The following is a 26,368-nucleotide window of genomic DNA, read 5'->3' as shown; positions in this document are numbered from 1 at the left end:
CGTTTCCACTGCGAATGGCACTAACGGCAAATTGGCCAGGCAATCAATGCAAAATTGTCATAGCTCTCCCGCGAGAACCATGCATGGCGCATAGCTCGCTATGCCAAAACGTTCAAACATGGATAGCGACAGGGATTCCTCTGTCATCGCCCCCCGGCGGATTCGGATAGGAGGTGGCTTCGCCCCGCGCGATCCGGCCTGCAACCAGCAACATGGCAGCGGCGTCGAGAAAATCGTCCGCCGCGGCACCTTTCGGCGGCGCCTGATCAAGAAAGGCGCGCTCATAGCCGTGACGGGCGAGCAAAGCCCGCCGCTCTTCCATGCCGGCTGGATTGACCGTGCCCTTGATCTTCTTGGGCAGGGTCATCGCACGACCGTCATTGAGCCGCCAGAATGCCACCTCGGGATGAGACTCGAAAACGCGCGCTCGTAGATCCGGCCGCGCCGTCAAAAGCCTGTCGATCTCGCGGATCTTGCCGAAGATGCCAAAGGCCTGGATGGAAACGCCGCGCGGCGGATTGGACGTCGCCGCCGCGACGGCGCTGGCGCGCCGATGCGCCTCATACCAGGCATCGACTGTGCTGAAGCTGGCTGTATCGGCATAGACTGCTGCCCGCGATGGAATGGCGAAGACGCTGGATTGTCGTTGGCCAAGCAAGGGGCGCACCAGTGCTTCGGGCCCGCGCCCGCCTTTGCCCGAAACCTCGGGCAGACCGATCGGCATGTCGACAGCCACGATCGCATCAGACGGTAGGGCCGTCAGGAGATCGTCGAAGCCAGGATAGACACCGACGATCGGTGATCCGCCAGGATCCTGCCGCATCGCAATCCAGCCAGCCTTGCAGCCATCGACCCCAGCCACGGTTACGTTGGCCGGGTTTCCGGTCACGCCGTGCGACCTCGACCCGGATGCGTGAGATGGCGCATCTGCACCATCGCCATGGGTTGCGACAGGCTTTGCGCATCGGTTTCCAGCTGCAGCTCGTCGCCACCGCGTTTGGCCGTACGTGCCAGGATCTCGTAGACGGCGGCCGTCGTTGATTGCAGCGCCTTGGCGGGTGGCTGACCGGACAGGGTGCGGGCCAGAAAGACCGCGCCGGTGAGATCGCCGAGGCCATTCGGCGGCCGGTCGATCAGACGATGCTCGGCGAGCAGCACCTGGCTGGAATCGAGCAGGAGATTGCCGGTGCTGCCCGACATCATCGCCGGCGCCGACGTCACCAGCATGGTTGCCGGACCAGCATCCAGCGCCGCCGCAGTAGTCGATTTCAGGTCCGGCAGGTCGGCTCCCGCCATCCAGGCGAGTTCGTAGCGGTTCGGCGTGGCGATATCGGCCAAGGGCATCAGCCGGTCGCGCAGGGCCTTGGCGGTTGCTTCGGGGACATAAAGCCCGCCGGAATCGCCCATCACCGGATCGCAGACGTAGAGAGCGCCTGGATTCCTGGCCTTTACCGCGTCGACCAGGTCGGCAATGGCATCGGCCTGGCTTGCCTCGCCGAGATAGCCGGAAAGGACGGCGCCGACCTCGCCGAGCCAGGGCGCGCGCGCCAGGTCGGCCATCAGCGCCGCAAATTGTTCCGCAGGCGGAACAATCCTTGTCGCCCGGCCGTGACCGGGATGCCAGGGCAGTATCACGGTTGGGACCGCCCATACAGGGAAACCCAGTGTCTCCAGCGCGAAGACAGCAGCGCGATTGCCCACGGACCCGCGCGCAACATGGCTGGACACGACGATGACGGCGCGGGGCGCCTCGGCCTGACTGGTGTTCATGATGGTCCTATAGATGGCGGGCGATGTAATAACCGACAGCGATCAGCATCGCGATCGCCAGGATGACGCCTAGCACACGGCCGATGCGGGTGCCCCAATATTCAATTGGATCGAAATCACCCTGGTCGGCTGCATGCCGGTCGGATGGCAGGCCGCCGGGCTCGGTCTCGCGTGCAATGCGGTCCAGGATGCGGCGCGAACTCGTGCTCGCTGTCCCTGTCGGCATGACCTGCCATGGATGCTCCTCTTTTCGCTGATCCTAGCCCGATCGCGCTCAAGGTTACAGGGCCTCGTTGCCGACGAGGCTGCGCCACCGGCATTGGCGGCGGTCATGCAAAGGCGTTTTATCCTGCGATCTTTATGGTATTGCTTGCCTATTCGAGCAAACGAGGGACCGCTCATGTACGCACAGCGCCTGTCTTCGCTTCCCCGCAACCTCCCGGCTTTCCTTTTGATGGCGCTCTTGCTGCCGCTGCTGTCGGCCTGCGGCTACAACACCATTCCCACGGCGGAAGAAAACGCCAAGGCAGCCTGGAGCGAAGTGCTGAACCAGTATCAGCGCCGCGCCGACCTGATTCCGAACCTCGTGGAGACGGTGAAAGGCTACGCCGCTCACGAAAAGGACACCCTGGATGCCGTGGTCGAGGCCCGAGCCAAGGCCACGCAGGTCACGGTGACACCCGAAACCCTCAAGGATCCCGAAGCCTTCAAGAAATTCCAGGACAGCCAGTCGGGCCTGACCAGCGCACTGTCACGCCTGCTCGCCATTACCGAAAACTATCCCGACCTCAAGGCCAACCAGAATTTCATCGCGCTTCAGGCACAGCTTGAAGGCACCGAAAACCGCATTGCCGTGGCACGCCGCGATTACATCCAGGCGGTCAAGGACTACAATCTGACGCTGAAGACCTTCCCGTCCGTGCTGTGGGCGACGTTCTGGTTCCGCTCCAACGAGCCTTTCCAGAATTTCACCATCAGCGAGGACAAGATGCAGACGCCGAAGGTCGACTTCGGCACCAGCAAACCCGCGGGTCAGGGTGGCTGAACGCCACCCCTTCCCTGACCCGGACCGGCTGAACCTTGCGTTCCTCCCTGCCATCTCGCCGTTTGCCCGCGCATGAGACCCACGCAGTGTCGTGGGCTGTTGCGCTCAAGCTGCTGCTGGCAATGGTCTTCGCCATGTTGCTTGCTGGCATGGCGCTGGCCGACGATCTGCCAGCCTTGACCGGGCGTATCGTCGACAATGCCGGCATGCTTGACCCGGCAGCGAAGGCAGCCCTCGAACAAAAACTCGCCGACTTCGAAAAGAAGGGCTCCGACCAGATCGTCGTCGCCACCATCGACAGCCTCGGCGGCGAGGAGATCGAGCCCTATGCCAACCGGTTGTTCCGCGCCTGGAAGCTCGGTCAGGCCAGCGACAACAACGGCGTCCTGCTGCTGGTAGCCAAGAACGACCGCAAGATGCGCATCGAGGTCGGTTACGGCCTGGAAGGCACGCTGACCGACCTGCATACCAAGCTGATCATCGAAAACGACATGGTGCCGGCTTTTCGTGGCGGCGACTTTGCCGGCGGCATCACCAAGGCCGTCGACGACATGATCATGGTGCTGGAGGGCAATCCGGAAGAACTCGAGGCGCGCGGCAAGCGCCACCAGCAGGACAGCTTCAGCGAATACGACGCCGAACAGGTGATGTTTGCGCTGTTCATCACCATATGGGCGGTCCTGTTCTTCGGCGGCCTTGCCATCGCGATCCTGCCGCCGATTTTCGGCACCAAGATTGGCCCTGGTCGCTACCGTTGGCTGGGAATGACCTTCGACACCAACAGACGTTCGTCCAACAACAGCGGTGGTGGCTGGTCGTCCGGCGGCGGTGGATGGTCAGGCGGTGGCGGTGGGTGGTCTTCCGGTGGCGGTGGTGGTGGTTTTTCGGGCGGCGGCGGCTCTTCCGGCGGCGGCGGATCTTCGGGAAGCTGGTGACGATGGCGACACGTTCACTCACCCATGCCGACCATGAGCGCATCGCGCAGGCGATCCGTGCGGCGGAGCAAACCACAAGCGGCGAAATCTACTGCGTGGTGGCGCGCTCGAGCGACGGATATTTCTTCCAGGCGGCCTTCACCGCAACGCTTGCCCTGTTCGCCGTCAGCATCGCTTTCGGTTACGTGCTGGAGGCATTGTGGCTGAGCGTACGCCTGCCGCATTTTCTCATCGTTCAGGCAGTGGCCGCCATCAGCCTGTTTGTCCTTCTGTGGCTGGTGCCAGGCCTGCGCATCCATTTCGTGCCGCGCCGGCAACGCTACAAGGCCGCGCATGCCAATGCGGTCAAGCAGTTCCTGGCGCGCAACGTGCATCGCACCGCTGCACGGACCGGTGTGTTGATCTTCGTCTCGATCGCCGAACGTTATGCCGAAGTTGTCGCCGACAGCGGCATTGACGCCAAGGTCGGCCAGCATGTCTGGGACGGTGTGGTGCGCAACCTGACCGCCCATGCCGGCGATGATCGCCTGGCCGACGGTTTCGTGAGTGCCATCGGCGCGGTCGGTTCCGTGCTGGCGGAGCATTTCCCGGTCGGCCTCGGCGACGTCAACGAACTCGACGACCATCTGGTCGAGATCTAGGCCACCTTTTTTTGGCCCAGTATTTTCGCTTGTGCGAAAGCAAGCCGGACTCTTTGCAAGTTTGCCGACCGGGTCTATGGTTAACAAACCATGAACACGTTGACCATCGACATCCGCAGGGCCGAGCCGCAAGACGCGGCGGCGATTGCCGACGTGCATCTCGAGGCCTGGCGAGGCGCCTATAGCGGTATCATCCCGCACAAGACGCTGACGGCGATGATCAATCGCCGCGGCTCCGATTGGTGGTCGAATGCCATCCGCCGGGCTGCCACCGTGCTGGTGGTTGAAATCGGCGGAACGATCGCCGGCTACGCGACCGTCGGTCGCAATCGTGCCCGCGAATTGCGCCAGCAGGGCGAGATCTACGAGCTTTACCTGCGTCCCGAATACCAGGGCATCGGCCTTGGCCGCAGGCTGTTTTCGGCAGCGCGCCGCAAGCTTGCCGATCATGGCTTGAGCGGCCTCGTCGTCTGGGCGCTGGAAGAGAACCAGAATGCGCTCGCCTTCTATGCCGGCGAAGGTGGCCGCGATGTCGCCGAAGGTGTCGAGATCTTCGAGCAGAAGGCGCTGAAGAAGGTCGCTTTCGTCTGGGATTGACCAGGTCGGCGCCGCCTTCTCCTTCCGCACGCATTGCCGCATTGCACAAAGCCGTTTCGCCCGTTATTCGGTGCGCGGTTGCCTGCCCCCACGCAAGTCAAGATGCGTATGGGGCGCGGCAAGCCATTTCATCCTGCGCATGACCTGACGACAGATCCCGATCAGGACAGCGCCAAAGCGAGGGTTACCCATGCGTATCGAGGCGATATCCATCGGCAAGAATCCGCCGGAAGACGTCAACGTCATCATCGAAGTCGCTGTCGGCGGCGAGCCGATCAAATACGAGATGGATAAGGAAGCCGGCACTCTGTTCGTCGACCGTTTCCTCTACACGCCGATGCGCTATCCAGGCAATTACGGCTTCGTGCCGCACACCTTGTCCGGCGACGGCGATCCGATCGACGTGCTGGTCTGCAACACGCGTGAACTGGTGCCTGGCTGCGTCATCAACGTACGCCCGATCGGCGTCCTGATCATGGAAGACAATGCCGGCCAGGACGAGAAGGTGATCGCGGTGCCGTCGTCGCACATCACCAAGCGCTACGAGAAGGTGTTTGACTACACCGACATGCCGGAGATCACCCTCAAGCAGATCGAGCACTTCTTCGAGCACTACAAGGATCTCGAACCCGGCAAATGGGTAAAGATCGGCGGCTGGCACGATGCGGCCTACGCCAAGAAGATGATCGTCGAAGCCATCGAACGCGCCAAGGCAGCCAAGAAGTAGGCCGTCTCCAGCTTCTGTTTACGCAATTCCGGACGGACGACTGCCGCACACTTTTTCTGGAATGCTTTGGACGCCGGTGCCCCTTGGGTCGCCGGCGTCTTCAGTTGTCGACCCGGCCGAAGGCCGGAACGTCGCCGACGGTGATGCGCGTATCTTTTCCGCACGCAAAGGAACGCGCTTTCTCGTCGGCTATCTTGCGCGCTTCTTCATTGGCATTGGGACTTCCGGCTGCGACCAGCGCGATCGTGCAGCCTTGACGGCCTTCCATCTGGGCAACCTTCGCCACCACCAGGACGTCGGTCTTTTTCGTGCCGTCATCGCCGCTGCTGACGGAACGGCGGTGGATGGCCGCAAACGGAACCGAGACATCCCCCGTCGTCTCCACGCGCCACTCCACCTTCGGTCCGGCGCTGTTGAAGCCGACGAAACTCTCCCAGCTCGACGTCATGTCCGCGGGTGGAAAACCGTAGAAAACAGACTCGCGCGCGTCATCATAGGCGAGCAGAACCGGATAGCCGCGATAGCCCGAGCAGGAAAGATCGGCCCAGTCGCCGTCGCTCTCGCCGGCCTTCGCATAGGTCAGGCAATCCTTTTCGGTGACAAGGTCCGTATAGACGCTCGTGATCTGGCCCGCTGACGCGGATTGGCAGAAGCCGGCAAGAACGAGAAAGATCAGGATGCTGCGCATGGCGTTCTCCGGCTGACGGACGTCTGCACCATATCGCCAAAATCGCGTCCGTGCCACGCCGGGGCCAGGGCGTTTCCGTTTTCACGGAAACGCTCCAACTATTTTTTTCTAAGCAATTCCGGATGGAAAACCGTTGCAGGCTTTTCCTGGAATTGCTCCAGACACCCGCCGCGCGAGCTCGGCCGGATCGCCGCTGACACGCAGCGTCTTCAAACGCGCCGTGCCGCCGGCCACCACGGCCACGGATGACAGCGGCACAGCGAGAGCTCTGGCGACAAGCTTCTCCAGCGCAAGATTGGCGGCACCCTTTTCCGGAACGGCGCGCACGCGTGCCTTGAGATGGCTACGGCCATCGGCAGCGGTCTCAGCACCATCCAGCGCATCGGACGCCGCCTTCGGCGTCAACCGAACGAACAGATCGATGCCGTCGGGGCGCAGGCGAAGGATTTCGCCCATCACTGGCGTCAGACGAGCGCCGGGTAGATGGTTGTGAGGATGAACTGGCGCAGGAAAAACAGGATCAGCAGGAGGATGATCGGCGAAATGTCGATACCTCCCAGATCCGGCAGGATACGGCGGATGGGGCGCAGTGCCGGTTCGGTCAGCCGGTAGAGCGCATTACCGATCGTGTTGACCACCTGGTTACGCGGGTTGACGACGTTGAAGGCGAAGAGCCAGGAAAAGATGGCCGAGGCGATGATGATCCACCAATAGAGGTCAAGCGCCAGAATGACGGTTTGAATGAGGGCGGTCATGCAGGTCTCCGAGTGTTGCCGACATTTAGCGATTGCGCACGGATGCGGCAAGAGCCGGGCACGCTTGCGGTGGTTTCCCGGAATTTTTAGGCCGCACAGGAGGGCGGTCGCAGCCTTCGATCGAAACCATTGCATTGAAGATCGGGCATCGCCAAGCACACGGCAACGACGGGCAGGCGTCCAAAAGCTCGCTTGACAGTGAAGCGCGGCGCCTCATAAATGCGCCATCCGCTGGACGGGGCTGTAGCTCAGCTGGGAGAGCGCGTCGTTCGCAATGACGAGGTCAGGGGTTCGATCCCCCTCAGCTCCACCAACGGAACTCCTGGCTCCCTGACTGTCCGAATTTCCCCTCGATTTCGGCTATCCGTGTCGACGGCAGCCGCGCCGGCCTTCAAATCAGCCCCGACGACTTGGCTTTCGACACCGCTGCTGTCCGGGATGACACGCCAAGGGTCTTGAGCAAGGCCGAAACATGGGCACGGACAGTATAAGGCGAAATGTGAAGAGCCTGCCCGATCTCCTTGTTGGTTCGGCCGGCGGAGAGCAGGCGTAGCACTTCGCGTTGCCGGAATGTCAGCGCCGAAAGATCATCCTTCAGCTCCGGCAGGTCCCTGGCGTCGGGCTCGATGAGTATGATCCTCTCGCCGTCGCGTACCGCCGCGATGCCAGCCATGATCTGCTGCGGTCTCAGGCTCTTGCAGATAAATCCATCCGCGCCCTTGCCCATGATGCGTTCCGCGATGACACGATCCTGCACCATCGAGACAAAGATGATCGAAGACCGCGGGAACTCCCGCCGCAGCTCGGGAAGGTCCGGCTCGACGCTCTGCCCCGCGAAGATAAGGTCGATGATGAAGGTGCTCGGCGGCTCCCCCCTGCGAGCAAGATGAAGCATCTGAACGAGATCATCCGCTTCGATGATTTCAACTTGCGGCGCCACTCTTTGCAGCAGCCGGCGTATGCCCTCTCGAAAGAGAGGATGATCATCAGCGAGTATGATGCGATCGCCCCGCAAAAGTCCCTCCAAATATTTGACTATTCGGTCAAATAGCAGCGGCACGCTTACTATGAAACATTTCTAGTCCAGATGTATTATTATTAGTTCTATCTAATACTGATCGGCGGGTACGATCCGCGGACTTATTTCCCCAGTTGCATGGTTCTTTCGAGGGCGTTGTTGAAGCCCTTGAGGGAGATGGAGAAGGCGACGTCCTTTTCGGTGTCGGAAGCGAAGGCACCGAGCTTCAGCGCTGTGCCGATGCTGAGCGCCTTGGTGGTTGCCGGCGTGAAGGTGAGCCGCACGACGCAGCCACCCGGCAGGCAGGTGCGGAAGCGCGACGGCTTGCCCGGCGGTGTGTCGTCGACGGAGAAGGTCACGCCCTTGTCGAGGTTGAGCCCGAACGGCATCACCAGCAGGCCCTTCAAGCCGCCATCGTCGGCAGGCGTCAGCTCGATGGTGAGCACACGCTGGCCGTTCTGGCTGACCTGGCCCTGCGAGAAGGCGCACTGCTTCTTGTTCTCGGGCGCCGCCACGCAGGCGACGCGCCAGTCCTCATAGGTCTCCGACAGCGACGACGGTCCGCCTGCGGCAGCGGCCGGGCCGGCGGCGGGTTGCTGTTCCTGCCCGGAAGCGGCAGACGCGGCAGCCAGGAAGGCCGCCGCGCCGATCAACGATCTGATAGCTGGCATCAGAAGCGGATGCCGAGCCTTGCGTCGACGCCGTTGGTCGACGATCCGGAGCCGAACTCGCCATTGTAGGAGATGCCGAGCGTGGCATTGTCGGTCACCTTCATGTCGAGACCGGTCTGCAGCACGAAGGTATTCTTGGCGATCGGCACACCGGCCACCGTGAACAGGCTGGAACCGGCAAAGCCGACCTTGGTGAACGGCGTGGTGTCGCCGAAGGCATGCTTCCAGCCGACCGTGCCGTTGGCCGAGGCTGCGACCGAGCCCAGCATGAAGTCGGTCGAGGCACGCAGGCCGAGCGTCGAGAAGGTGGTGTTGGTGGTCTGCGCCTCGGCACTGAGGGCAGCAGCACCGCCCTTTTCGGTGAAGCCGTCGGTGCGCAGGCTGACATGGGCGAGGTTGACGAACGGCTCGAAGGCGGCTCCCGCCGCATCGAGGCGATAGCCCAGCTCACCGAAGGCCTGGAAGGCGCCGGCATCATAGTCGGCCGACAGGCCGTCATTGAAGCCGCGGAAGGAGACGGTGCGGCCGGTCTCGATGTTGCTCCAGGTGTAGGAGAGCCCGGTGCGCAGGGCCAGCGCACCCCAGCGCGTGCCGCCATAGAGGCCGAGATGGTAGTTGTCGCTGTCGCCCGACGAGGTGCGATCCTTGGCATCGAAGGAGGTGCGGCTGTAGCCGGCGAGCACGCCGACGCGCCAGGCTTCGGCAAGCTCGGTGTCGATGCCGGTGACGAAGCCACCGGTCGACTGCTTCATGCGGGAGGCATTGCCGTCGCCGTCGATGCTGCTCCAGGCACCGAAGACCTGGCCCAGGCGGCAGTCCTTGCGGTGGTTGCGGCTTCGATGTCCTTGCCGTCGGGGCCATAGGCCATGACCGGCATGGCGGCTGCGGCGACATCGCCGAAGGCGGCACGGACGCGATCGTTGGCGGCGTTGCGCACATATTGCGACGAATTGATCAGCGCGGTCGTACCGGAGGCATGCACCTCGCCAGACAGCTGTTCGAAAGCGGCGCGACCGTCGGCGGCATTCAACAACAGCAGCGTGTTGTAGAGCGCCAGTGACGTTCCGCTTTGCGGCAACGAGTTCAGGGCCACCGCCGTCTCATACTGGTTGTGCGTCTCGGTCACGTCATCGAACGGACCGCTGACATCCGGGCCGGGACGTGAAGGCGTGCCGGCATTATCTGGGTTACCCGGATTTCCGGGGTTGCCCGGTTCACCGGGGTTTCCTGATTGCCCGGCTCGCCCGGATTGCCGGGTTCGCCTGGGTTGCCAGGTTCTCCGGGATTTCCAGGTTCCCCGGGGTTGCCGGAGTCCTTCACCTGGATCTTCAGGTCGACCTGATTGGCCGTCTGGTTCAGCGACACATCCAGGAAGGCCGATTGCGAAACGGCTTGTGCAAATTCACCATCTATTCCGCCGGCCGCAGTCAGGATCGTATAGGTCTGCCCAGACAGATAGCTCGCAGCTGGGTCCAATGCAGTTACACGAACACTGACATCGCTACCGATATAGACTGTTCCCAGACCATCAATGGTCTTCGGGTTCCCATTGTCGTCGAAGCCGGATGCCTGCTTCAGTGTCTCCACGACGAGTTTGTCGCTGGTACCATTGCTTGCGATATCCACGTCGTACAAGGAACCCGTGGCGAACTGAACCTGCCCTTTGACAACAATCGTGCCGATCCGGCTCTCGGATGTTCCCGGCGACACAATCGCGTTTTTGTCCACGGTGAGGCTGCCGATCGTGCCCCAACCCTCAAGCCTTCCGACCGCAGCAGGCATGTTGCGAGCCGTATTGATGCCCTCGCCCCACACCTCCACCCGGCTCGTATAGGTCTCCGAGCCGAGGAAATTGGTCACGATCCGGCCCGTCTGTCCGCCAAGGACCAAGGTACCGTCCCTGACCTGCATTCGGCTGACATATGGCGAGAGTTTGTTGGAATCGATCCCCGCCACAGCCGTGCCAAGGTCCGTTTTGAGGACCAGCTTGGCATCCTTGCCGTCGACGACGATACCACCGTAGCTGTTGGTCGCGTAAAATCGCGTGAGATCGCCGGTCAGAACCGTCTCGCCATTCAGGGCCGCAATCACGCCGTTGCCAACCAGCGCATTCGAGAAGTCGTAACCCGTTTCCGTATGATTGAAGACGAGACGTCCTCCTTCATTGTCTCCCGATCCAAAGGTGATGACCGCCTCTTTGTTGATGTGGCCCGCCGCCTGTGGATTCAGAGCCTTCGGTTCGTCGGTGAAGCTTCCCATGTCGATCCTGCCACCGATCGTCACGTAGCCATTGTCCTCGGACAGATCGATCCCGCCAGCGACATTCAAATTGGCTCCGTTGGCGACCGAGACGTTGCCCGGCCCCATGCGAAGAACGCCTGAGACATTCACCGAAGACTTGTCACCGGTAATGTAGAGTGTGTTCTCGCCAATGGAGCTGTTTCCCACCTTGAGAGTGGAGGTGCTCAGGAGGCCGCCGTCTTCGACGGTCATGTCTCCCCCCAGCTCGAAAGTGCCGGTATTGATCCACTTCGAGCCCTCTCCGGTGACAACCACCTTCGAGCCGAGAGCGTCGGCGAAATCACCGCCGGTCGAGACATAGTTGGTGGTGATGGAACCACCATCGCTAATCGTTACGGTGCTGCCCTTGGCATTGTCGATCCATGTCCTGACATAGAACTCGTCGGTGTTGAGAATTGACCCTTGGCCGGTAACGGTGAGGTCTCCCCTGCTCTTCTGGCCATCGCCGATACGGGTCCATTTCGCATCGACCTTGCCGCCCTTCTCGACGATCAACGCGCCATCGCCGCCATAAACGCACATGACTGAATAGCCATTGCAACCGCCACCGACATGGAGCGTGTTGCCGAGTATGTCGGTTGTGCGAACGACATTCAGCTCGCTCCCAGGGCCACTCACGGTAAGGATTGCCTGCGATCCTTCCATGCCGGCAATGATGGCTCGGTTCTCGACATAGATCTTCGCGCCATCCCGCACGGTGGCCGCGATGCCCTTGTTCTCGAGACCGATGATCAGGTCATCCTGGAATGTTTGATCCGTCGACCAGGAATAGGAACCCGGCGCGTCGATGACCATGTCATTGGGGTCGAGCGCGAATGCCGGGCTGATGCCGCCTGTCGCCGACATCGCAATGGACAACGCAACCGCAGACGCAGTGCCGGCACCGCCGTTGCCCAGGATTGTGGAAGCCAGAAGAATTTTGGTCCAGCGCGCTGCGCCGGATTTTCCGATCGTATTTCCGATCAAGACACGTCCCTCGTTCGATGCAAAATCTGCTCTGCAACAAAACGCGACCGTCCAAGCCTGCCGCCTGACGATCACGATCAACCGCAACGTTCAAATTTTGCCTGTGGTGCAACCGGGGAACAATTGCGACAGGTGTCCTAGTCGCGTGACCGTGAGAACGGGTTTGGCACCCGCAATGGCAGCATCCGCGCCCTGCCGCGTTGCTAAACTGCGCCAGATCTGGTTCCTATAAGAATCTCAACTGGTTCTCACCCCGCACGAAGGAGCGAGACTAGGACCAGCCAACAAGAACAAAAATCATCTCAGAAAGAGAAGCCGGGACGAAGAGGCATGGCAGGTTGCCCGTAGAGCGCGACCTGTTCGGAGGCAGGGCGACGTTGGCGCCTTGCTGACCTCAGCCTCCAGCGAGCCTGGTCGGAGTGCGGAGCTTCGAGCGTCCCGACGCGCAACCAGACTGATGGTGGTGCGATGCCCATAGGTACTTCGAAGAAATACCCCCAGCCGTGGTGTTCGAGCCCCCCGGACATCGACACAGTTCACGCCAGCGGCCCCATGGCGTTTATTAAAGCAGTCTGTCTGCCGGCTCATATGTCCGCCGCTCACGATCCGCACGAACAGCGAGGAATACCGATGACAATGACGGTAACGGACACCTCAGCTGTTGGCCTCACCATATTTGGCAGGTTGCGGGACCAGTTCCGATGGCTGGTCGGGCACGGCGTCGAGAACATGGACGCCGAGCGCGGGCAAGCCGTGATGCGGGTTGTTACCGTCCCGCCGATCGACGCCTACGTGCTGACCACGCTGCTCGTGACCAGCGCGTATATGAACTGGGTCGTCACTGTGATGGTTATCTACACTCTGCTTTATATACCGGGATCCTGGGCGCTTCTTTATCACATAGGCAAATATCCAGGATACAACTTCAAGAGAAGAGTATTCACGATATTCAACGACTACCTTGCCATGACATTTGCGATGGCGGTTGGCGGGGCGGTCACCATCCCCGTCTTTGCCATGCTGTTATGGGTAACCGTCGGAAACGGCCTGCGCTATGGTTCGCATTATCTCATTGGCGCCACCTTCTGCGCACTGGCGTCGATATTGGTAGCGCTTCTGTTCAACGAATACATGCAGGCGAACCCCTTTGTGGTTCTGACGCTGCTGCTGACCACCATCCTTGTCCCGGCCTATATCTACGGCCTTCAGAAACGGTTGCAGACGGCTTATGCGCAGGCGCTGGAGGCCAATCTGGCCAAGTCCCGCTTCCTGGCACAGGCAAGCCATGATCTGCGCCAACCCATCCATGCCATCAGCCTCTACACAGCCTGGCTTTCCGACGCCGGGCTGAAGCGGGAAGCGCGCAAGATGGTCGAAAACATCGACCGCTCCCTGCACAGCGTTTCCAGCCTGTTTCGATCGCTCCTGGATATCTCGACGCTGGACAGCGGCAGCGTCACGCCGGAGAGACGGCCCGTTGCGGTTGGCGACCTGATCAACGAGGTCGCGCGCCAGAATACCCATGTCGCCGCCTGGTCGAAGGTGACGCTGCGCGTCGTGGCATCAGCCTGCTACGTCGAAGCGGACGAGACCTTGCTCGCCACGATGGTGCAAAACATCGTCAACAACGCCATCAAATATGCCCCCGGGAGGCCCGTTCTGGTCGGTTGCCGCCGGCGCGGCGACACGCTCTCCATAGAGGTCTATGATCAGGGCGACGGCATCGCGGAAGAGCATCTGCCGCGCCTGTTCGAGGAATTCTACCGGGTCAGGGAACGCGGCGACCGTGACGTCGAAGGCGTCGGGCTCGGCCTGCCCATCGTTCAGCGCCTCGGCAGGCTGATGGGCCTTGCAGTCGACATCCGATCCACCAGGCACAAGGGAACCTGCGTCTCCATAACCGGTCTGAAGATCGTACCACAGCCGGCGGAACAGCCGACGCAGGCCGATCCGGTGACGCCGGCACTTCTCGATGGCCTTCGCGTTCTTTTGGTCGAAGACGACAAGGAGGTGCTGCTCGCAACCGCCGCCCTGCTTGAGAAATGGGGTTGCATCCCCCAGGCAGAGCTGGAACCGCCGACCAAGCCCGGGCAATGGGATGTGCTGGTCACCGATTACGATCTGGGCAACAGGCAAACCGGGAGCGATTGCATCGCGCGTGTTCGCGCGCTGAAGAAACGCGCCATACCCGCCATCATCATGACCGGTCACGACGAGGCCAGGGTGCGCGCAGATGTCAATGACATCGACATCCCGATATTGTCGAAACCCGTTCGACCCGCCGAGCTGCGATCGACGCTGACGACGCTGTTGCTGACTCAGGCGATTGAATGAGCCGGCGAGCGACTTCAGCGTTCGCGTGGCACAGTCGGTTGATCTATCATCCCGGCGCCGGGGGCAACCGGACCGGGCTTTCCCGGCCGACCCCGACGCAGGAGAGGCTGTTTATGATCATTCGTTTCTGGCGGGCCGTAGCCGGCTCGGACGAGGTGTTAGCCGCCTATGCAGACCATCTCCGGAGGACCACCTTTGTCGAGATGGCCGAATTGCCGGGCCACCTTGGCGCCAGCTTGGCTCGTAAGGTGAAGGGAACCGAGAACGAACTCGTCGTCATGAGTTTCTGGAGCGACATGACGTCAGCTGCTCATTTCGTAAAGGGTGGCTTCGACGATGCGGTCGTGAAACCAAGCACGCAGAAGCTGCTCAAATCCTTCGACTTGAAGGTCGAATATTTCGAGACAGTTGTTTCCACCGGTGTCGTTGGCAGATACGACATCGCGGTTTGACGCGTATGGCGGTCTCGAAACCTTGAGCGTTGCCACGAACAGTCCGACGGCCGGAGCGAACGTTGATTTCCGGAATTCCAGCTACGCTTCCGCAGCCGTCGCCTTCAGCCAATCCGATGGTCTGAACACGTCCTTGCCCGTCTTCAGGTGCCAGTGGCTCAGACGATCGACGATGCCCGGCAGTCCCTTCTGTCGTGCCCAGAACATCGGACCGCCCTTGCCGAGTGGGAAGCCGTAGCCATTGACCCAGACCAGGTCGACATCGGATTCGCGCGCGGCAATGCCTTCTTCCAGGATGCGCGAGCCTTCGTTGATCAACGGGTAGAGCGTGCGCTCGATGATCTCCTCGGCCGAGATAACACGCGGCGCGATGCCGAGCCGCCTAGCTTCATCGGCGATGTGACTGGCCAGCTCGGGATCGGGTTCCGCTGTGCGGCCATCGGCATAGAGATAGAAACCGCGGCCGGTCTTCTGGCCGAAGCGGCCCTGCTCGCACAGCCAGTCGGCGATCAACGCTGTCTTGCCCAACGCCTTGCGGTTGCGCCAACTGATATCCAGTCCCGCAAGGTCCCACATCTGGAAGGGTCCCATCGGCCAGCCGAAATCGGTGAAGGCCTTGTCGACATCCGTCGGGCTGGCTCCTTCCAGGAGCAGGGCTTCGACATCCGCACCGCGGGCTGTCAGCATGCGGTTGCCGACGAAACCGTGGCAGACGCCGACCACCACCGGCACCTTGCCGATCGAACGGGCAAGCGACAGCAGCGTCACCAGCACATCCGGAGCCGTTTCCCCGCCACGCACGATCTCCAGAAGCTTCATGATGTTGGCCGGTGAAAAGAAGTGCATGCCGGCGAAATCCTGTGGCCTGCTGACGGAGGCGGCCAGGGTGTTGACGTCGAGGTAGGAGGTGTTGGTGGCGATGATCGTACCTGGCTTCACCACCTTGTCGATGGCCGCCAGCACTTCCTTCTTGACCGCCATGTCCTCGAACACCGCTTCGATGACCAGGTCGCAGTCTGCGAGCGCCGCAAAGTCCGTGGCGCCGGAAAGCAGCCCCATGCGTGCCGCTTTGGCGTCCTCGCTCAAGGAGCCGCGGGAAACCGAAATCGCATAGTTCTTCTCGATGCGCTCTAGCCCGCGCTGCAGCGCATCCTGTGCCGCCTCGATCAGCGTGACCGCGATGCCGCCATTGGCGAAGGCCATGGCGATGCCGCCGCCCATGGTACCAGCACCGATGATGCCGACCCGACGAATAGCCCGCGGCTTCACCAACTTGTCGACGCCTTCCACCTTTGCGGCTTCGCGCTCGGCGAAGAACAGATGCCGCTGCGCCTTGGATTGGTCTGACGCCACCAGCTCGACAAACAGCACGCGTTCCGCGGCCAGCGCCTCGTTGAAGGGCAGAACCACGGCGTTTCGCACCGCCTCGCTGCAGGCAACGGGCGCCCGCAGACCCCTGGCCTTGGCGGCGATCGCCTTGATGCGGCTTTCCAGCTGTTCGCGGTCGGCGGCGTCGATCTTGTCGCGCCGGCTCCGCACAGCAACGAAAGGCCCCCCTTCCGCGGCCTTGACCGCTGCAAAGGCGGCAGCATCGGCAACGAGCCCGTCCGTGGCCAGCGTGTCGACGAGACCCGCTTCAAGCGCCTCGCTGGCCGCGATCGGCGTCCCGGACGTGATCATTTCCAGCGCCTTCAGCGGGCCGACCAGGGCAGGCAGGCGAACCGTGCCGCCGGCGCCGGGCAACAGGCCGAGCTTCACTTCCGGCAGACCAAGCTTCGCCGCCTTGTCGGCTACCCGGAAATGACATCCGAGCGCCAATTCCAGCCCGCCGCCCAAGGCTGTACCATGGATGGCGGCGACCGTCGGCTTTTCGATCGTTTCCAGCAGCGCGATCAGCGCGCGCAGGTCCGGATCCTGCATCGGCTTGCCGAATTCGGTGATGTCGGCACCAGCGATGAACGTGCGGCCGGCGCAGGTCAGGACAATGGCAGCCGTGGCCGCGTCGTCGCGAAGCCTGACAAGCGCGTCATGCAGCGGCTTGCGCACCGAAAACGACAACGCGTTCACCGGCGGATTCTCGATCGTGACGATCGCGACGCCGCCGCGATGCTCCACGCTCACCTTGTTTTCGGACGAAGCTGCTTCAGCCATGATCGCACCTCTTCCCCTTGCGCAGGTGGTACCGTTCATATTTACAAACCGGCTGGCCGGTAATAAAACTTGACCCATGCCCCGTCAACAGTCCGATCAGGTCAAGACAGCGAAAGCACCGGTAGGTCGGCCACCCAGCATGCCGGCGCCCCGCGCCACCATCCTGGATGCCGCGGCGAAACTTTTCGCCGCCCATGGTTTCGAAGGCGCCTCGCTCAACGAGGTCGCGCAGTCGGTGGGTGTGACAAAGGCCGCTGTCTACCACTACTTCCCGACCAAGAAGGACATCTTCGACGAGATGATGATCGACCTTCTGGAACGGCAATATGCCGCTGTCAGCGCCCAGGTGAATGCAGCAGCAATCCCGCCTGACAGGCTGAAGGCCTTCATGCGCGCGCAGGCGGAATTCCTCGAGGCCAACCATGCCGCATTCGTCGTCATGCTGCACGGATTCGGCGGCATCGAAAAGAACCACTGGACCGAGCAGCAGCTGGCACTGCGGGATCGCTATGAATCGCTGCTGCGCACCTTGCTCGCCGACGGCAAGGCCAGCGGCGCCTTCGCCATCGACGATGTCGCCACCGTTGCCCGTGCGGTCCTGTCTTTGCTGAACTGGATGGTGCGCTGGTTCCGGCCGGAGGGCAAAACCCGCGCCGTCGACTTCGCCCTGCAATATTACGCGCTGATCGTCTCGGGCCTGCAGCCGAGAAACCAATCCAGGAGCGCTACGGCCGGGATTGTTTCGCACAAGCCTTCTCTCCTAGGCTGACGTCCAACGAATGCTGGAGTGTCCTCGCGCGCTCCAAGGGGATGGAGGTTTGCCGATGAACTACGCGCGCATGGTGATCGAGAAGGAAGCGCCGGAGGAATACGGCTATGACCGTATCCGCTACAACCTCTCCGAGAGCTCCATCGCCGACCAGAAGCTTTCCGATATCGGGCTGAAACTGCCGGACCTCACCCTCTTCTACGGTGAACATCGCGGCGACCGGGCCTTGCGCGAGCTGATCGCCGCCACGGACAAAGGCCTGACATCGGATGATGTGCTGGTCACTGCGGGCGCAGCCGGCGCACTGTTCATCATCGCCACGACGCTCTTGTCGGAACGCGACCACCTTGTCGTCGTGCGGCCGAACTACGCCACCAACATCGAGACTCCCAAAGCGATCGGCTGCGCCATCAGCTACATCGATCTCGCTTTCGAGGATGGTTTCACCATCGATATCCAGCGCATTGCCGCCGCATTGCGACCCGAGACCCGGTACATCAGCGTCACCTGCCCGCACAATCCGACCGGAACGATGATGAGCCGCGCCGATCTCGATCGGCTGATTGCCCTCGCAGAGCAACACGATTGCTATCTCCTGGTCGACGAGACCTATCGCGATCTCAGCTATGGCACCAGGCTGCCGGCAGCAGCGTCGCTCAGCAAACACGCCATCAGCGTCTCCTCGCTGTCCAAGGCCTTCGGCATTCCTGGCATCCGTATTGGCTGGCTGATCACGCGCGATAGCGAACTGCAGGAAAGGTTCCTTGCGGCGAAGGAACAGATCGGCATCTGCGGCAGCGTCATCGACGAGGCGATCGCCCGCACCATGCTGGAACAGCGCGATGCCTTTCTCGCCGGACTGCTGCCCGAGATGGCGGCGCGGCGCGCCATCGTTCAGGACTGGATCGACAACGAGCCGCTGGTCGACTGGGTGCAGCCGTCGGGTGGCGTCGTTGGTTTCCCGCGCATCGACACCGCCCCTGATTTTGATCTCGATGGGTTCTACCTCAGGCTGCTCGAGAAACACGGCACCTATGTCGGCCCAGGCCACTGGTTCGAAATGCCGAAAAGCTTCTTTCGCGTCGGTTTCGGCTGGCCGACCGCTGACGAGCTTCGCGGCGGCCTTGCCGCAATCTCGGCGGCATTGCGCGACTGACAGGACAGACTTTTTATCCCGATCGCATGCACGGCGAAAATTATCCGCGCGCAACGCCGCAAACTGGTTTATAGCTCCCGCACCGGAACAGCGCCCATGGTGGAAGAGCCCGGCCGGCCTGTGTAAACCACCAAGGGCTGAATTCAATGTCTCCCGAATCCCGACCGTCTCCGGATCAGCGTTATGCTGCCTTCCGTCACGCGGCATTTCGCAATTATTGGGCCTCCCGCTTTCTGATCACCTTCGCCACCCAGGTCGTTTCCGTGGCGGTTGGCTGGCAGATCTACGACCTCACCCGCGATCCCTTCGACCTTGGCCTGGTCGGCATCGTGCAATTCCTGCCGTCGCTCCTTCTGGTGCTGGTCACCGGCGTCGTCGCCGATCGTTTCGGCCGTCGCAGGATCATGGCGCTGGCAACGCTGATGGAGGCGGCCTGTGCGCTGGTGCTGCTGCTTCTGACCTGGCATGGGCTGTATTCGCCGTTCCCGGTCTTCGGCGTGCTTCTCCTGTTTGGGGTTGCCCGTGCCTTCTTCGGCCCCGCTTCGGCTTCGCTGGTCGCCAACCTCGTGCCGCCGAAGGATTTCGCCAACGCGATTGCCTGGAATTCGTCCGCCTGGCAGACAGCGACAATCATCGGCCCAGTTGCCGGCGGCCTGCTCTACGGCCTGTCGTCTGAGATCGCCTACGGTACCGCCGCCGTGCTGATGCTGTTCGCACTCCTGCTGATTCTCGGCATTCCGAAACCCGCACAACGCAGCGAAACCCATAAACCCAGCCTGGAGAGCCTGTTTGCGGGTTTCCACTACATCTGGCGTGAGAAAGTCGTGCTGGGTGCGATTTCACTCGACCTGGTGGCCGTGCTGCTTTCCGGTGCGACCGCGCTGCTGCCCGTCTATGCCCGCGACATCCTCGACCTCGGTCCATGGGGTCTTGGGATGCTGCGCTCGGCTCCCGGCATTGGCGCCTTGTGCGTCGCCGTCTGGCTGGCCGGCCATCCGCTGCGCGACCATGCCGGTGCGGTGATGCTGTTCTTCGTTGCGGTGTTCGGCGCCGTCACGGCGCTGTTCGGGCTATCCACCATCACCTGGCTCTCGATCGTTGCGCTCGCACTGCTCGGCGCCACCGATATGGTCAGCGTCTATATCCGCGAGACGCTGATCCAGCTTTGGACCCCGGACGAGGTTCGCGGCCGCGTCAACGCCGTCAACCAGGTCTTTGTCGGCGCTTCGAACGAGGTCGGCGAATTCCGCGCAGGCACCATGGCGGCGCTGATCGGCACCGTGCCGGCAGTGGTCGTCGGTGGCCTCGGTGCCATCGTGGTTGCCGGAATCTGGGCTGCGGTCTTCCCGGACCTGCGCAAGGTACGCCGCCTCGACATTCGGGAATAGGCAGGTCTTCGATCAGCGAGCGGCCGGGCGACCGAAAATCCTTTCCAGGAATTCACCCAGCCAACGCTTCAGGTGCATGTCCCAGATCAACCGACCACCGAGGTGGTCGCGGCCGGGCTGGGCGCCCGGCAGCTCGAAGCGATGCGCCCCATGCACCACCCAGCGCTGCATCATCATGCGGGTGAGCTCGCCATGGAACTGGATACCCCAGGCCTTGTCGCCATAGCGAAAGGCCTGGTTGGGATAATTGTCTGAGGTCGCAAGCAGCGTTGCGTCCCTCGGCAGCGAAAAGCCCTCGCGGTGAAAATGGTAGACCATTTCCGGCCAATGCATCAGCTTCTTGCCTTCCTCGGTGGCGCGCAGCGGATACCAGCCGATCTCGACCAGTCCGTCGCGATGGCCATCGACCTTGCCGCCGAGGTGATTGACCAGCATCTGCGCACCCAGGCAGATGCCAAGGAGAGGTTTGCTCTCCTTGAGCGGCACCGCCAGCCAATCGGTTTCGCGCAGCACGAATTCCTCGTGATGGTCGTTGGCGCTCATCGGTCCGCCGAACACGACGGCACCGGCATGCTGGCTGAGCGTCTGCGGAAGCTGATCGCCAAGCGGCGGACGGCGTATGTCGAGCTCATAGCCCGCTTCGATCAGCATGTGGCCGACGCGCCCGGGGCTGGAGCTTTCCTGATGCAGGACGATCAGGATGCGGGGCCGCTGGTCAGCTTTCACGAATGTCCGGCCCTGCTCATTCGTCGTTCGCGCTGCCCTTGGCTCCCGGAACCTCGGCTGCCGCCTTCCGCCGTGCTGCCACCCGGTCAGCCCGCTCGACGTCGAGCAACTCGGCCACCCGCCAGACGGTGTTGTCTTCGAGCTCGTGCAGTTCGCCGTCCGCATAGACGATTTCCCACATCAACCCGATGAAGGCCTTGCGCTGCTCGGGATCGAGATCACGCTTGAGGACACTGGTGAAGGCATAGAGGTCGATCGCCTCGTTGTCGGCCTTCTCGCCGGCTGCCGCCAAGGCTTCCAGCTCCTGGCCCTCGACGGAATAAGTCTCGGCGAGGATGACCTTGAACCGCTCCCACTCGACATCCTGGCGCACGCCGTCGGCATTCATGACATGATAGAGCAGCGCTGCTGCCGCGACACGTGGTTCGTCCGCCCGGGGACGGCTATGCGCACCGACCGAAGGCAGCTCTTTCAGAAAGGACAGAACACGTTCGAACATAAGGATAATCTGGTCCTTTCCGGAGCGCGATCAAGTCGTGGCTTTTCAAAACAACCGGAAACGGCGCGGCTTTTCAACCTCGTCGTCGGGGCCGACGCCTGGATCGTCGGGCTGGTGCGGCGTCTCGTCAGGGTCGGCCGCCGCGACAGGATGGCTCGTCACTGGCGTGCCGTTTGAAGCAGGAACCGTTTCTGCGTCCACCACGACGACGTCGTCGTCATCGCGCTCGGGTCCGGCCAGGGATGGTGGCGCCACGTTCGGAACCGGCCGGCTTGCCTCGATGAGCCTGCCAGCGCGTTCCACCGGGCCACGCCACTCGAAAGCGTCGAGCCGCCCGGTCACCGGCGAAATCGGCGCCCAGCGCTCCGCGGTGACACCGTCGGCCACCCAGGCAGCGTCATGCGGCGCGCGCACCGCTTGCGAGAGCAGCTGCCGCACCTTGCCCTGATTGCCGCCATCGGCCTCTTCGATATCGGCAAGCAGCAGGTAGGTGCCCTCGCTGGGTTGCATGCGGGCTGCCGCCTCGGCTTCTTCGCGAGCCAGCACAAAATCCTGGGCGTCAAGCGCCGCGCGTGCCACCGCAAGGGAGGATTCAGCGTGGTTCTTCTTCATCTCCTGCAGTTTTCGGGCGCGGCCAAGGCGATCGAGCACGGCATCGGCCGGCCTGGCATGGACATAAAGATCGGCGAGATCCGGATGCGGCTCCGCCCGCCATGCGGTTTCGAGGATCTTCGAACCCTTGCGCAGATCGTTCTGCTTGAAAAGCATCTTGGCGGCAACGATCGCCGCCGGGGTGAATTCCGGCAGCAGCTTGTTCGCCTCGAGCGCGGCTGCCTTGGCGCCAACGACATCGCTGTCCATCAGCGCCTCGGCCTTGGCGGTCAAAAGCACACCACGGCGCCGATTGGCGACATCGCGTTCGACCTGGCGGCTCGACTTTTGCGCATCGGCCAGCTTCAGCGCACCATCCCAGTCGCCGCGAGCCGCGAGCTCTTCCATTGTCGCTTCGGCGGCCCACGCCAATTGCGGCGCCACCGATGCCGCACGGCCTGCATAGTGGCGGGCCGCATTGCGGTCGCCCAGCCGTTCGGCTTCGAGGTAGAGCCCGCGCAGGCCGAGCAGCCGCATTTCAGGATCATCGAGCATCGCCTCGAATTTCTGGCGGGCGCCGTCATGGTCCCCTTCCAGCAGCGAGGCCTGCGCATCAAGCAGATTGATCAGCGGCTCCTGGTCGGACCGGATCAGCTTGACGGCTTCCTTGGCTTTGCGACGTGCCAGCGCGCCGTCACCGGCACCCGCCGCGATCATGCCGGTCGACAGCGCCTGATAGCCGCGGTCGCGGCGGCGCACCCGGAAATGCCGGGCGATCGCGTACGGACTGTTCCAGATCGATTTGAGCAGCCACCAGGTGAGCATCACCGCGGCTACGACCGCCACCACGGCAACCGCAGCCACCATCAGGCTGACCTGGTACTGGTAGCCTGAGAAGGTGACCACCATTTCGCCGGGCCGGTCGGCCAGCCAAGCAAAACCCAATCCAAGCGCGAAGATGATGGCGAGATAGAACAGGATGCGGATCATCTCGTCATCCTTTCATCGCGCCGGACACCAGCTCGTTCACTGCCGCTTCCGCGTCTTGCCGGGCCTTGAGTTTGCCGGCGAAATCGGCACCGGCGGCTTTGGCCGTGTCTGGCAGCGTGTCGAACTCGGAAAGCGCCTTGGCATAGTCGCCCTGGTTCACAGCGACTTCCATGCGCGCCACGGTTTCCGGAGCGCCCTTGCCCTCGACGGCACCGATCGGTCGCACCTTCACCAGCGATTCGGCGCTGGTCAGCAGGCGCTGGAAAATGCTCTCGTCGGGATCGACAGGCGTCGCCGCCGAAACCATCGCATTGGCGGCGTCAGCCATGCCGGCGGCGATATCGATGCGGCTCGGGACGCCTTTTTCGGCATAGGCGCGCAAAGTCGCGATCTGCGGCGCATCCGGCCGGACCGCCGCGAACGTATCGAGTTCTGCGGTGAACGGCGCGCCACGCTCGAGTGAAGCCTTCAGCGCCGATGCGGCGATGGCCAGCGCTATCTTCGGTTGCGAAGCCTGCGCATCCACCTTGCCTGCAAGCTGCGACGCCTGCTGCTCGACCATGCCAAGACGGCCATCGAGCGCAGCAGCAGCCTGCTGCGCAGACTGCATCTGCGCGTCGAGTGTCGTCACCTTGCTGTTCAATGGTCCAAGATCGACGGCCCCACTTTCGTTGCGCAACGCAGTGAGTGCCGCATCAAGCTCGGCAATCTTGTCGGAAAGCGTTTTGACTTGCCCTTCGTCGGCACTCGCGGCCGGCGCCGCCTTCAGTGTGGCGACATCGGTCTTCACCTGATCAAGTGCTGCCGAGAGCTCGACCGACGCATCCGGCTTGGAGCTGGATTTGAGCGCCGCCACCTCGCTTTTGAGCGCTGCAATTTCGCTGTTCGCTGCAGAGGAGCCGAACAGGCCCGCGGCCTGCAGAGCGCCCATCCCGGCGAGGGCGACCACCCCGCCGATCACACCGGCGGCAAGGACACCTGGACCGCCCCGTTTCGGTTCCACGGGCTGATTGTTCACGAAGCCCCCATTCGTCTTGTCGCCGTCTGTGACCTTCGCCGCTTCGGGCGCCGTTCCTTGCTCCGTCGCTTTCGACTGCGTCCGGGCATCGCTTTCGCCAAAGTCGTAGTCGAAACCGCGGGACTCAGAAACTTTATCCTCAGTCGCGGCCGGACTGGCGCCGGAAGCGCTTGCCGGGACCTCTTTGGGCGATTCGGTTTCTGAAATGTCCGCCTGTGCGGCCAGGGCCTCTTCCGGCTGCTTGCCAGTGTCAGGCCGGTCTTTGTCGCCCACCCGCGAAACATCGGCTGGATCGAGATCGATCGTCACCGGTTCGCGACGGCTCCTGGAGTGGCGCGTCTTAGGCGTCTTGACCATGCTTCGGCTCCCCAAATGGTTCGGACCGTCAGGCGGCAGGCTTAAAACGGTCTACCACACCTCCAAGCTGTGAAAAGGGGCGGTATGATGAAGCAGCCTCATTCCGCAGCGCCGAGCAGTGCCAGCAAGGCGTCCTCGTCCGGCCGCGCTGCGACTGCAAGCCGCCCCGGAAAACCAGTACTGACAGCCTGTGCAACACGTGCCGACAGCGCCAGGACACGGGTCTCTTCGAAGTAGCGCGCCAGTTCCGGCCGCTGCACCAATGTCGAATAGGCCCGCGCCGCCTTGGCGGAATAGAGCAGCACCGCGGCCACCGGTTGGCCGGCCAGTTGTGTCGCCGCAACCTTGCCGGGATAGTCGACCGGCAGCGTGTCATAGGTCTCGACTGGCAGCACCTTGACCGCCTCCCCGGCAAGATATGTTTCGAAATCCGCGGAACGGACACGCCCGCACAGGTAGAGGACAGTCTTGCCGGCAAGCCCCGGCGCGATCAGTTCTGCCAGTTGCCTGGCATCGCCGGATCCTGTTTTGACGACGGAAAGCCCGGCCGCGCGTGCAGCCCCGGCCGTCTTGGGTCCGACGACATGGCAAGGCAGATTTGAGAGTTGCGCCAGCAGGTCGGCCGGCGCATGGCGCACGGCATTGGCGCTGGTTACCAGCAGGGCAGAGACGGTTTCGGGCGGAATTTCCAGGACGGCGGGCAACGTGCGCGTTTCCGAAAGCGGCAGCACCACCGGCTCGAAGCCGCGCTCGCGAAGCCGTGCCGCCGTCCGGCCGGCGTCGGGTTCCGGCCGCGTCACCAGCACGCGTTTCATTCAGTGCCGCTCCGCCCCGAAAGCCATCAATTCCAGCCTTCGAAGAAGTGCGCGCCAGCGCGTGCCCGCACATCGGCCCCGGCCTCGGCGCCGATTGCCGCGGCGTCTTCGCCGAGCCCGTTTCGCGCCACCTGGCGGATGTCGCTGCCGTCGGGTGTCAGGATCATGCCTGAAAAGGACAGTTGACCGGCGGCAACCGTCGCATAGCCGGCGATCGGCGTGCGGCACGAACCGTCCAGTGCGGCAAGGAAAGCGCGCTCGCAAGCCAGCGCCTGGCCCGTCGGAACATCGTGGATGGCAGCCAGCATGGCGCCCGTTTCCGCATCGCCGATGCGGCTTTCGATGCAGATCGCACCTTGGCCCGGCGCCGGCGGAAACGCTTCCAGCGACATCACGTCGGTGGCGACATGCTCCAGATCGAGCCGCTTCAGCCCGGCCAGGGCGAGAATGGTGCCGTCGGCGACGCCCTCGTCGAGCTTGCGCAGCCTTGTCTGCACATTGCCCCGGAACAAGACGACATCGAGATCCGGGCGCATCCGGCGAATCAAGGCCTGGCGCCTGAGCGACGAGGAACCCACCTTGGCCCCCGCCGGTAGCTCGACGATGCGAGCTGCTTTCCGGCTGATGAACGCTTCACGGGCATCTTCGCGCGGCAGGAAGGCGGACAATTCCAACCCCTCCGGCAGCGTCGTCGGCATGTCCTTGGACGAGTGCACGGCGATATCGATGCGCCCGTCCAGCAGCGCTTCCTCGATCTCCTTGGTGAAGAGCCCCTTGCCGCCAGCTTCCGACAGCGGCCGATCCTGGATGCGGTCGCCGCTGGTCGAAATGACGACAACTTCGAATGCCTGTTGAGGCAATCCATGCGCCGCCATCAGCCTGTCGCGCGTTTCATGCGCCTGTGCCAGCGCCAGAAGGCTGCCTCGGGTTCCAATCTTCAAGGTTGTTTGCATCAAGCGCGGTCCGTGATAACCCCGGCTCGGAGCCTGAGCTCCGGATATCCAGCCT

At 62.6% G+C, this 26,368-nt stretch carries 29 protein-coding genes and 1 tRNA gene; 12 read left to right on the top strand and 18 right to left on the bottom strand.

Going from position 1 to position 26,368, the window contains the following annotated elements; all coding sequences use genetic code 11:
- Window positions 1-112: 112 nt before the first annotated feature.
- The 3 genes from ACFJIU_RS27895 to ACFJIU_RS27885 form a co-directional block, all read right to left on the bottom strand.
- Window positions 113-823 (bottom strand): DUF429 domain-containing protein, encoded by a 711-nt coding sequence (locus ACFJIU_RS27895; RefSeq protein WP_379073252.1) that lies wholly within the window; start codon window positions 821-823, stop codon window positions 113-115.
- Window positions 824-885: 62 nt separating this feature from the next.
- Window positions 886-1,770 (bottom strand): pyridoxal kinase PdxY, encoded by an 885-nt coding sequence (pdxY, locus tag ACFJIU_RS27890; protein ID WP_379065450.1) that lies wholly within the window; start codon window positions 1,768-1,770, stop codon window positions 886-888.
- Window positions 1,771-1,777: 7 nt separating this feature from the next.
- The gene (locus ACFJIU_RS27885) at window positions 1,778-1,996 is read right to left on the bottom strand and encodes a hypothetical protein (protein WP_379065448.1); all 219 of its coding nucleotides are present in this window, start codon (window positions 1,994-1,996) and stop codon (window positions 1,778-1,780) included.
- A gap of 174 nt (window positions 1,997-2,170) precedes the next feature.
- Between ACFJIU_RS27885 and ACFJIU_RS27880 the strand changes: the two genes are divergently transcribed.
- The 5 genes from ACFJIU_RS27880 to ppa all read left to right on the top strand — a co-directional run bounded on the left by ACFJIU_RS27880 (window position 2,171) and on the right by ppa (window position 5,715).
- Entirely contained in the window at window positions 2,171-2,815 is a 645-nt protein-coding gene (locus ACFJIU_RS27880; protein ID WP_379065446.1) for a LemA family protein, read from the top strand.
- Between the two features lie 122 nt (window positions 2,816-2,937).
- Window positions 2,938-3,750 carry a TPM domain-containing protein gene (locus tag ACFJIU_RS27875; protein WP_379073251.1) on the top strand — a complete coding sequence of 271 codons (813 nt, stop codon included), beginning with the start codon at window positions 2,938-2,940 and terminating at the stop codon, window positions 3,748-3,750.
- Between the two features lie 2 nt (window positions 3,751-3,752).
- On the top strand, window positions 3,753-4,391 hold the full coding sequence (locus ACFJIU_RS27870; protein WP_379065444.1) for a TPM domain-containing protein: 639 nt from the start codon (window positions 3,753-3,755) through the stop codon (window positions 4,389-4,391).
- A gap of 90 nt (window positions 4,392-4,481) precedes the next feature.
- A complete protein-coding gene (locus ACFJIU_RS27865) occupies window positions 4,482-4,988 on the top strand; it encodes a GNAT family N-acetyltransferase (RefSeq protein WP_379065442.1) in 507 nt (168 codons plus the stop codon).
- A 190-nt stretch (window positions 4,989-5,178) separates the two neighbouring features.
- Window positions 5,179-5,715 carry an inorganic diphosphatase gene (ppa, locus tag ACFJIU_RS27860; RefSeq protein ID WP_054310325.1) on the top strand — a complete coding sequence of 179 codons (537 nt, stop codon included), beginning with the start codon at window positions 5,179-5,181 and terminating at the stop codon, window positions 5,713-5,715.
- A gap of 100 nt (window positions 5,716-5,815) precedes the next feature.
- Here ppa and ACFJIU_RS27855 read toward each other — a convergent pair whose 3' ends face one another.
- From ACFJIU_RS27855 to ACFJIU_RS27845, 3 genes are all read right to left on the bottom strand, one after another.
- Window positions 5,816-6,403 (bottom strand): hypothetical protein, encoded by a 588-nt coding sequence (locus tag ACFJIU_RS27855; RefSeq protein WP_379065440.1) that lies wholly within the window; start codon window positions 6,401-6,403, stop codon window positions 5,816-5,818.
- 108 nt (window positions 6,404-6,511) lie between these two features.
- Window positions 6,512-6,859 carry a DUF167 family protein gene (locus ACFJIU_RS27850; protein WP_379065439.1) on the bottom strand — a complete coding sequence of 116 codons (348 nt, stop codon included), beginning with the start codon at window positions 6,857-6,859 and terminating at the stop codon, window positions 6,512-6,514.
- An 8-nt stretch (window positions 6,860-6,867) separates the two neighbouring features.
- On the bottom strand, window positions 6,868-7,158 hold the full coding sequence (locus ACFJIU_RS27845) for a YggT family protein (RefSeq protein ID WP_379065438.1): 291 nt from the start codon (window positions 7,156-7,158) through the stop codon (window positions 6,868-6,870).
- 237 nt (window positions 7,159-7,395) lie between these two features.
- On the opposite strand from ACFJIU_RS27845, the gene ACFJIU_RS27840 reads away from it, so the two are divergent.
- Window positions 7,396-7,471: transfer RNA gene (locus tag ACFJIU_RS27840), tRNA-Ala, on the top strand.
- A gap of 78 nt (window positions 7,472-7,549) precedes the next feature.
- Here ACFJIU_RS27840 and ACFJIU_RS27835 read toward each other — a convergent pair.
- Window positions 7,550-8,119 (bottom strand): DNA-binding response regulator, encoded by a 570-nt coding sequence (locus ACFJIU_RS27835; protein ID WP_379073250.1) that lies wholly within the window; start codon window positions 8,117-8,119, stop codon window positions 7,550-7,552.
- Here ACFJIU_RS27835 and ACFJIU_RS27830 point away from each other — a divergent pair.
- A complete protein-coding gene (locus ACFJIU_RS27830) occupies window positions 8,045-8,209 on the top strand; it encodes a hypothetical protein (RefSeq protein WP_379073284.1) in 165 nt (54 codons plus the stop codon). The two genes, ACFJIU_RS27835 and ACFJIU_RS27830, sit on opposite strands and share 75 nt — an antisense overlap.
- 89 nt (window positions 8,210-8,298) lie before the next feature.
- Here ACFJIU_RS27830 and ACFJIU_RS27825 read toward each other — a convergent pair whose 3' ends face one another.
- Genes ACFJIU_RS27825 through ACFJIU_RS27810 form a run of 4 tightly spaced genes read right to left on the bottom strand, consistent with a single transcriptional unit; the run spans window position 8,299 to window position 12,114 of the window.
- On the bottom strand, window positions 8,299-8,847 hold the full coding sequence (locus ACFJIU_RS27825) for an invasion associated locus B family protein (RefSeq protein WP_379065437.1): 549 nt from the start codon (window positions 8,845-8,847) through the stop codon (window positions 8,299-8,301).
- A complete protein-coding gene (locus ACFJIU_RS27820; protein WP_379073249.1) occupies window positions 8,847-9,656 on the bottom strand; it encodes an autotransporter outer membrane beta-barrel domain-containing protein in 810 nt (269 codons plus the stop codon). Before ACFJIU_RS27820 ends, ACFJIU_RS27825 begins: the two co-directional genes overlap by 1 nt.
- Entirely contained in the window at window positions 9,596-9,973 is a 378-nt protein-coding gene (locus ACFJIU_RS27815; RefSeq protein ID WP_379065436.1) for an autotransporter outer membrane beta-barrel domain-containing protein, read from the bottom strand. Before ACFJIU_RS27815 ends, ACFJIU_RS27820 begins: the two co-directional genes overlap by 61 nt.
- On the bottom strand, window positions 9,970-12,114 hold the full coding sequence (locus tag ACFJIU_RS27810; RefSeq protein WP_379065435.1) for a hypothetical protein: 2,145 nt from the start codon (window positions 12,112-12,114) through the stop codon (window positions 9,970-9,972). The genes ACFJIU_RS27815 and ACFJIU_RS27810 overlap by 4 nt, the downstream gene beginning before the upstream one ends.
- 630 nt (window positions 12,115-12,744) lie before the next feature.
- Here ACFJIU_RS27810 and ACFJIU_RS27805 point away from each other — a divergent pair.
- Together ACFJIU_RS27805 and ACFJIU_RS27800 are read left to right on the top strand one after the other, a co-directional pair.
- Entirely contained in the window at window positions 12,745-14,448 is a 1,704-nt protein-coding gene (locus ACFJIU_RS27805) for a hybrid sensor histidine kinase/response regulator (protein ID WP_379065433.1), read from the top strand.
- Between the two features lie 113 nt (window positions 14,449-14,561).
- On the top strand, window positions 14,562-14,900 hold the full coding sequence (locus ACFJIU_RS27800; RefSeq protein ID WP_379065431.1) for a hypothetical protein: 339 nt from the start codon (window positions 14,562-14,564) through the stop codon (window positions 14,898-14,900).
- An 81-nt stretch (window positions 14,901-14,981) separates the two neighbouring features.
- Here ACFJIU_RS27800 and ACFJIU_RS27795 read toward each other — a convergent pair whose 3' ends face one another.
- Window positions 14,982-17,051, bottom strand: coding sequence for a 3-hydroxyacyl-CoA dehydrogenase NAD-binding domain-containing protein (locus ACFJIU_RS27795; RefSeq protein ID WP_379065429.1), 2,070 nt, complete (start codon window positions 17,049-17,051; stop codon window positions 14,982-14,984).
- Between the two features lie 139 nt (window positions 17,052-17,190).
- On the opposite strand from ACFJIU_RS27795, the gene ACFJIU_RS27790 reads away from it, so the two are divergent.
- From ACFJIU_RS27790 to ACFJIU_RS27780, 3 genes are all read left to right on the top strand, one after another.
- The gene (locus tag ACFJIU_RS27790; RefSeq protein WP_379065427.1) at window positions 17,191-17,820 is read left to right on the top strand and encodes a TetR/AcrR family transcriptional regulator; all 630 of its coding nucleotides are present in this window, start codon (window positions 17,191-17,193) and stop codon (window positions 17,818-17,820) included.
- A 55-nt stretch (window positions 17,821-17,875) separates the two neighbouring features.
- Entirely contained in the window at window positions 17,876-18,976 is a 1,101-nt protein-coding gene (locus ACFJIU_RS27785) for an aminotransferase class I/II-fold pyridoxal phosphate-dependent enzyme (protein ID WP_379065425.1), read from the top strand.
- A gap of 146 nt (window positions 18,977-19,122) precedes the next feature.
- Window positions 19,123-20,364, top strand: coding sequence for an MFS transporter (locus ACFJIU_RS27780; RefSeq protein ID WP_379065422.1), 1,242 nt, complete (start codon window positions 19,123-19,125; stop codon window positions 20,362-20,364).
- 12 nt (window positions 20,365-20,376) lie between these two features.
- Here the strand turns inward: ACFJIU_RS27780 and ACFJIU_RS27775 are convergent, their stop codons facing one another.
- The 6 genes from ACFJIU_RS27775 to hemC all read right to left on the bottom strand — a co-directional run bounded on the left by ACFJIU_RS27775 (window position 20,377) and on the right by hemC (window position 26,313).
- Window positions 20,377-21,090 (bottom strand): glutamine amidotransferase, encoded by a 714-nt coding sequence (locus ACFJIU_RS27775; RefSeq protein ID WP_379065420.1) that lies wholly within the window; start codon window positions 21,088-21,090, stop codon window positions 20,377-20,379.
- A gap of 16 nt (window positions 21,091-21,106) precedes the next feature.
- Window positions 21,107-21,589 (bottom strand): TerB family tellurite resistance protein, encoded by a 483-nt coding sequence (locus tag ACFJIU_RS27770; protein WP_379065418.1) that lies wholly within the window; start codon window positions 21,587-21,589, stop codon window positions 21,107-21,109.
- 45 nt (window positions 21,590-21,634) lie between these two features.
- Window positions 21,635-23,170: a heme biosynthesis protein HemY gene (locus tag ACFJIU_RS27765; protein ID WP_379065416.1), complete on the bottom strand. Its 1,536-nt coding sequence runs from the start codon at window positions 23,168-23,170 to the stop codon at window positions 21,635-21,637.
- A 4-nt stretch (window positions 23,171-23,174) separates the two neighbouring features.
- Window positions 23,175-24,545: a COG4223 family protein gene (locus tag ACFJIU_RS27760; RefSeq protein WP_379065413.1), complete on the bottom strand. Its 1,371-nt coding sequence runs from the start codon at window positions 24,543-24,545 to the stop codon at window positions 23,175-23,177.
- A 98-nt stretch (window positions 24,546-24,643) separates the two neighbouring features.
- Window positions 24,644-25,360 carry a uroporphyrinogen-III synthase gene (locus ACFJIU_RS27755; RefSeq protein ID WP_379065410.1) on the bottom strand — a complete coding sequence of 239 codons (717 nt, stop codon included), beginning with the start codon at window positions 25,358-25,360 and terminating at the stop codon, window positions 24,644-24,646.
- A 26-nt stretch (window positions 25,361-25,386) separates the two neighbouring features.
- Window positions 25,387-26,313 (bottom strand): hydroxymethylbilane synthase, encoded by a 927-nt coding sequence (gene hemC / locus ACFJIU_RS27750; protein WP_379065408.1) that lies wholly within the window; start codon window positions 26,311-26,313, stop codon window positions 25,387-25,389.
- Window positions 26,314-26,368 lie beyond the last annotated feature (55 nt).

Source organism: Mesorhizobium sp. UC74_2, assembly GCF_042701485.1.
Lineage (GTDB): Bacteria > Pseudomonadota > Alphaproteobacteria > Rhizobiales > Rhizobiaceae > Mesorhizobium.
Note: the sequence above shows the minus strand (reverse complement) of the source record. Positions and strands in the feature narration are given on the sequence as shown.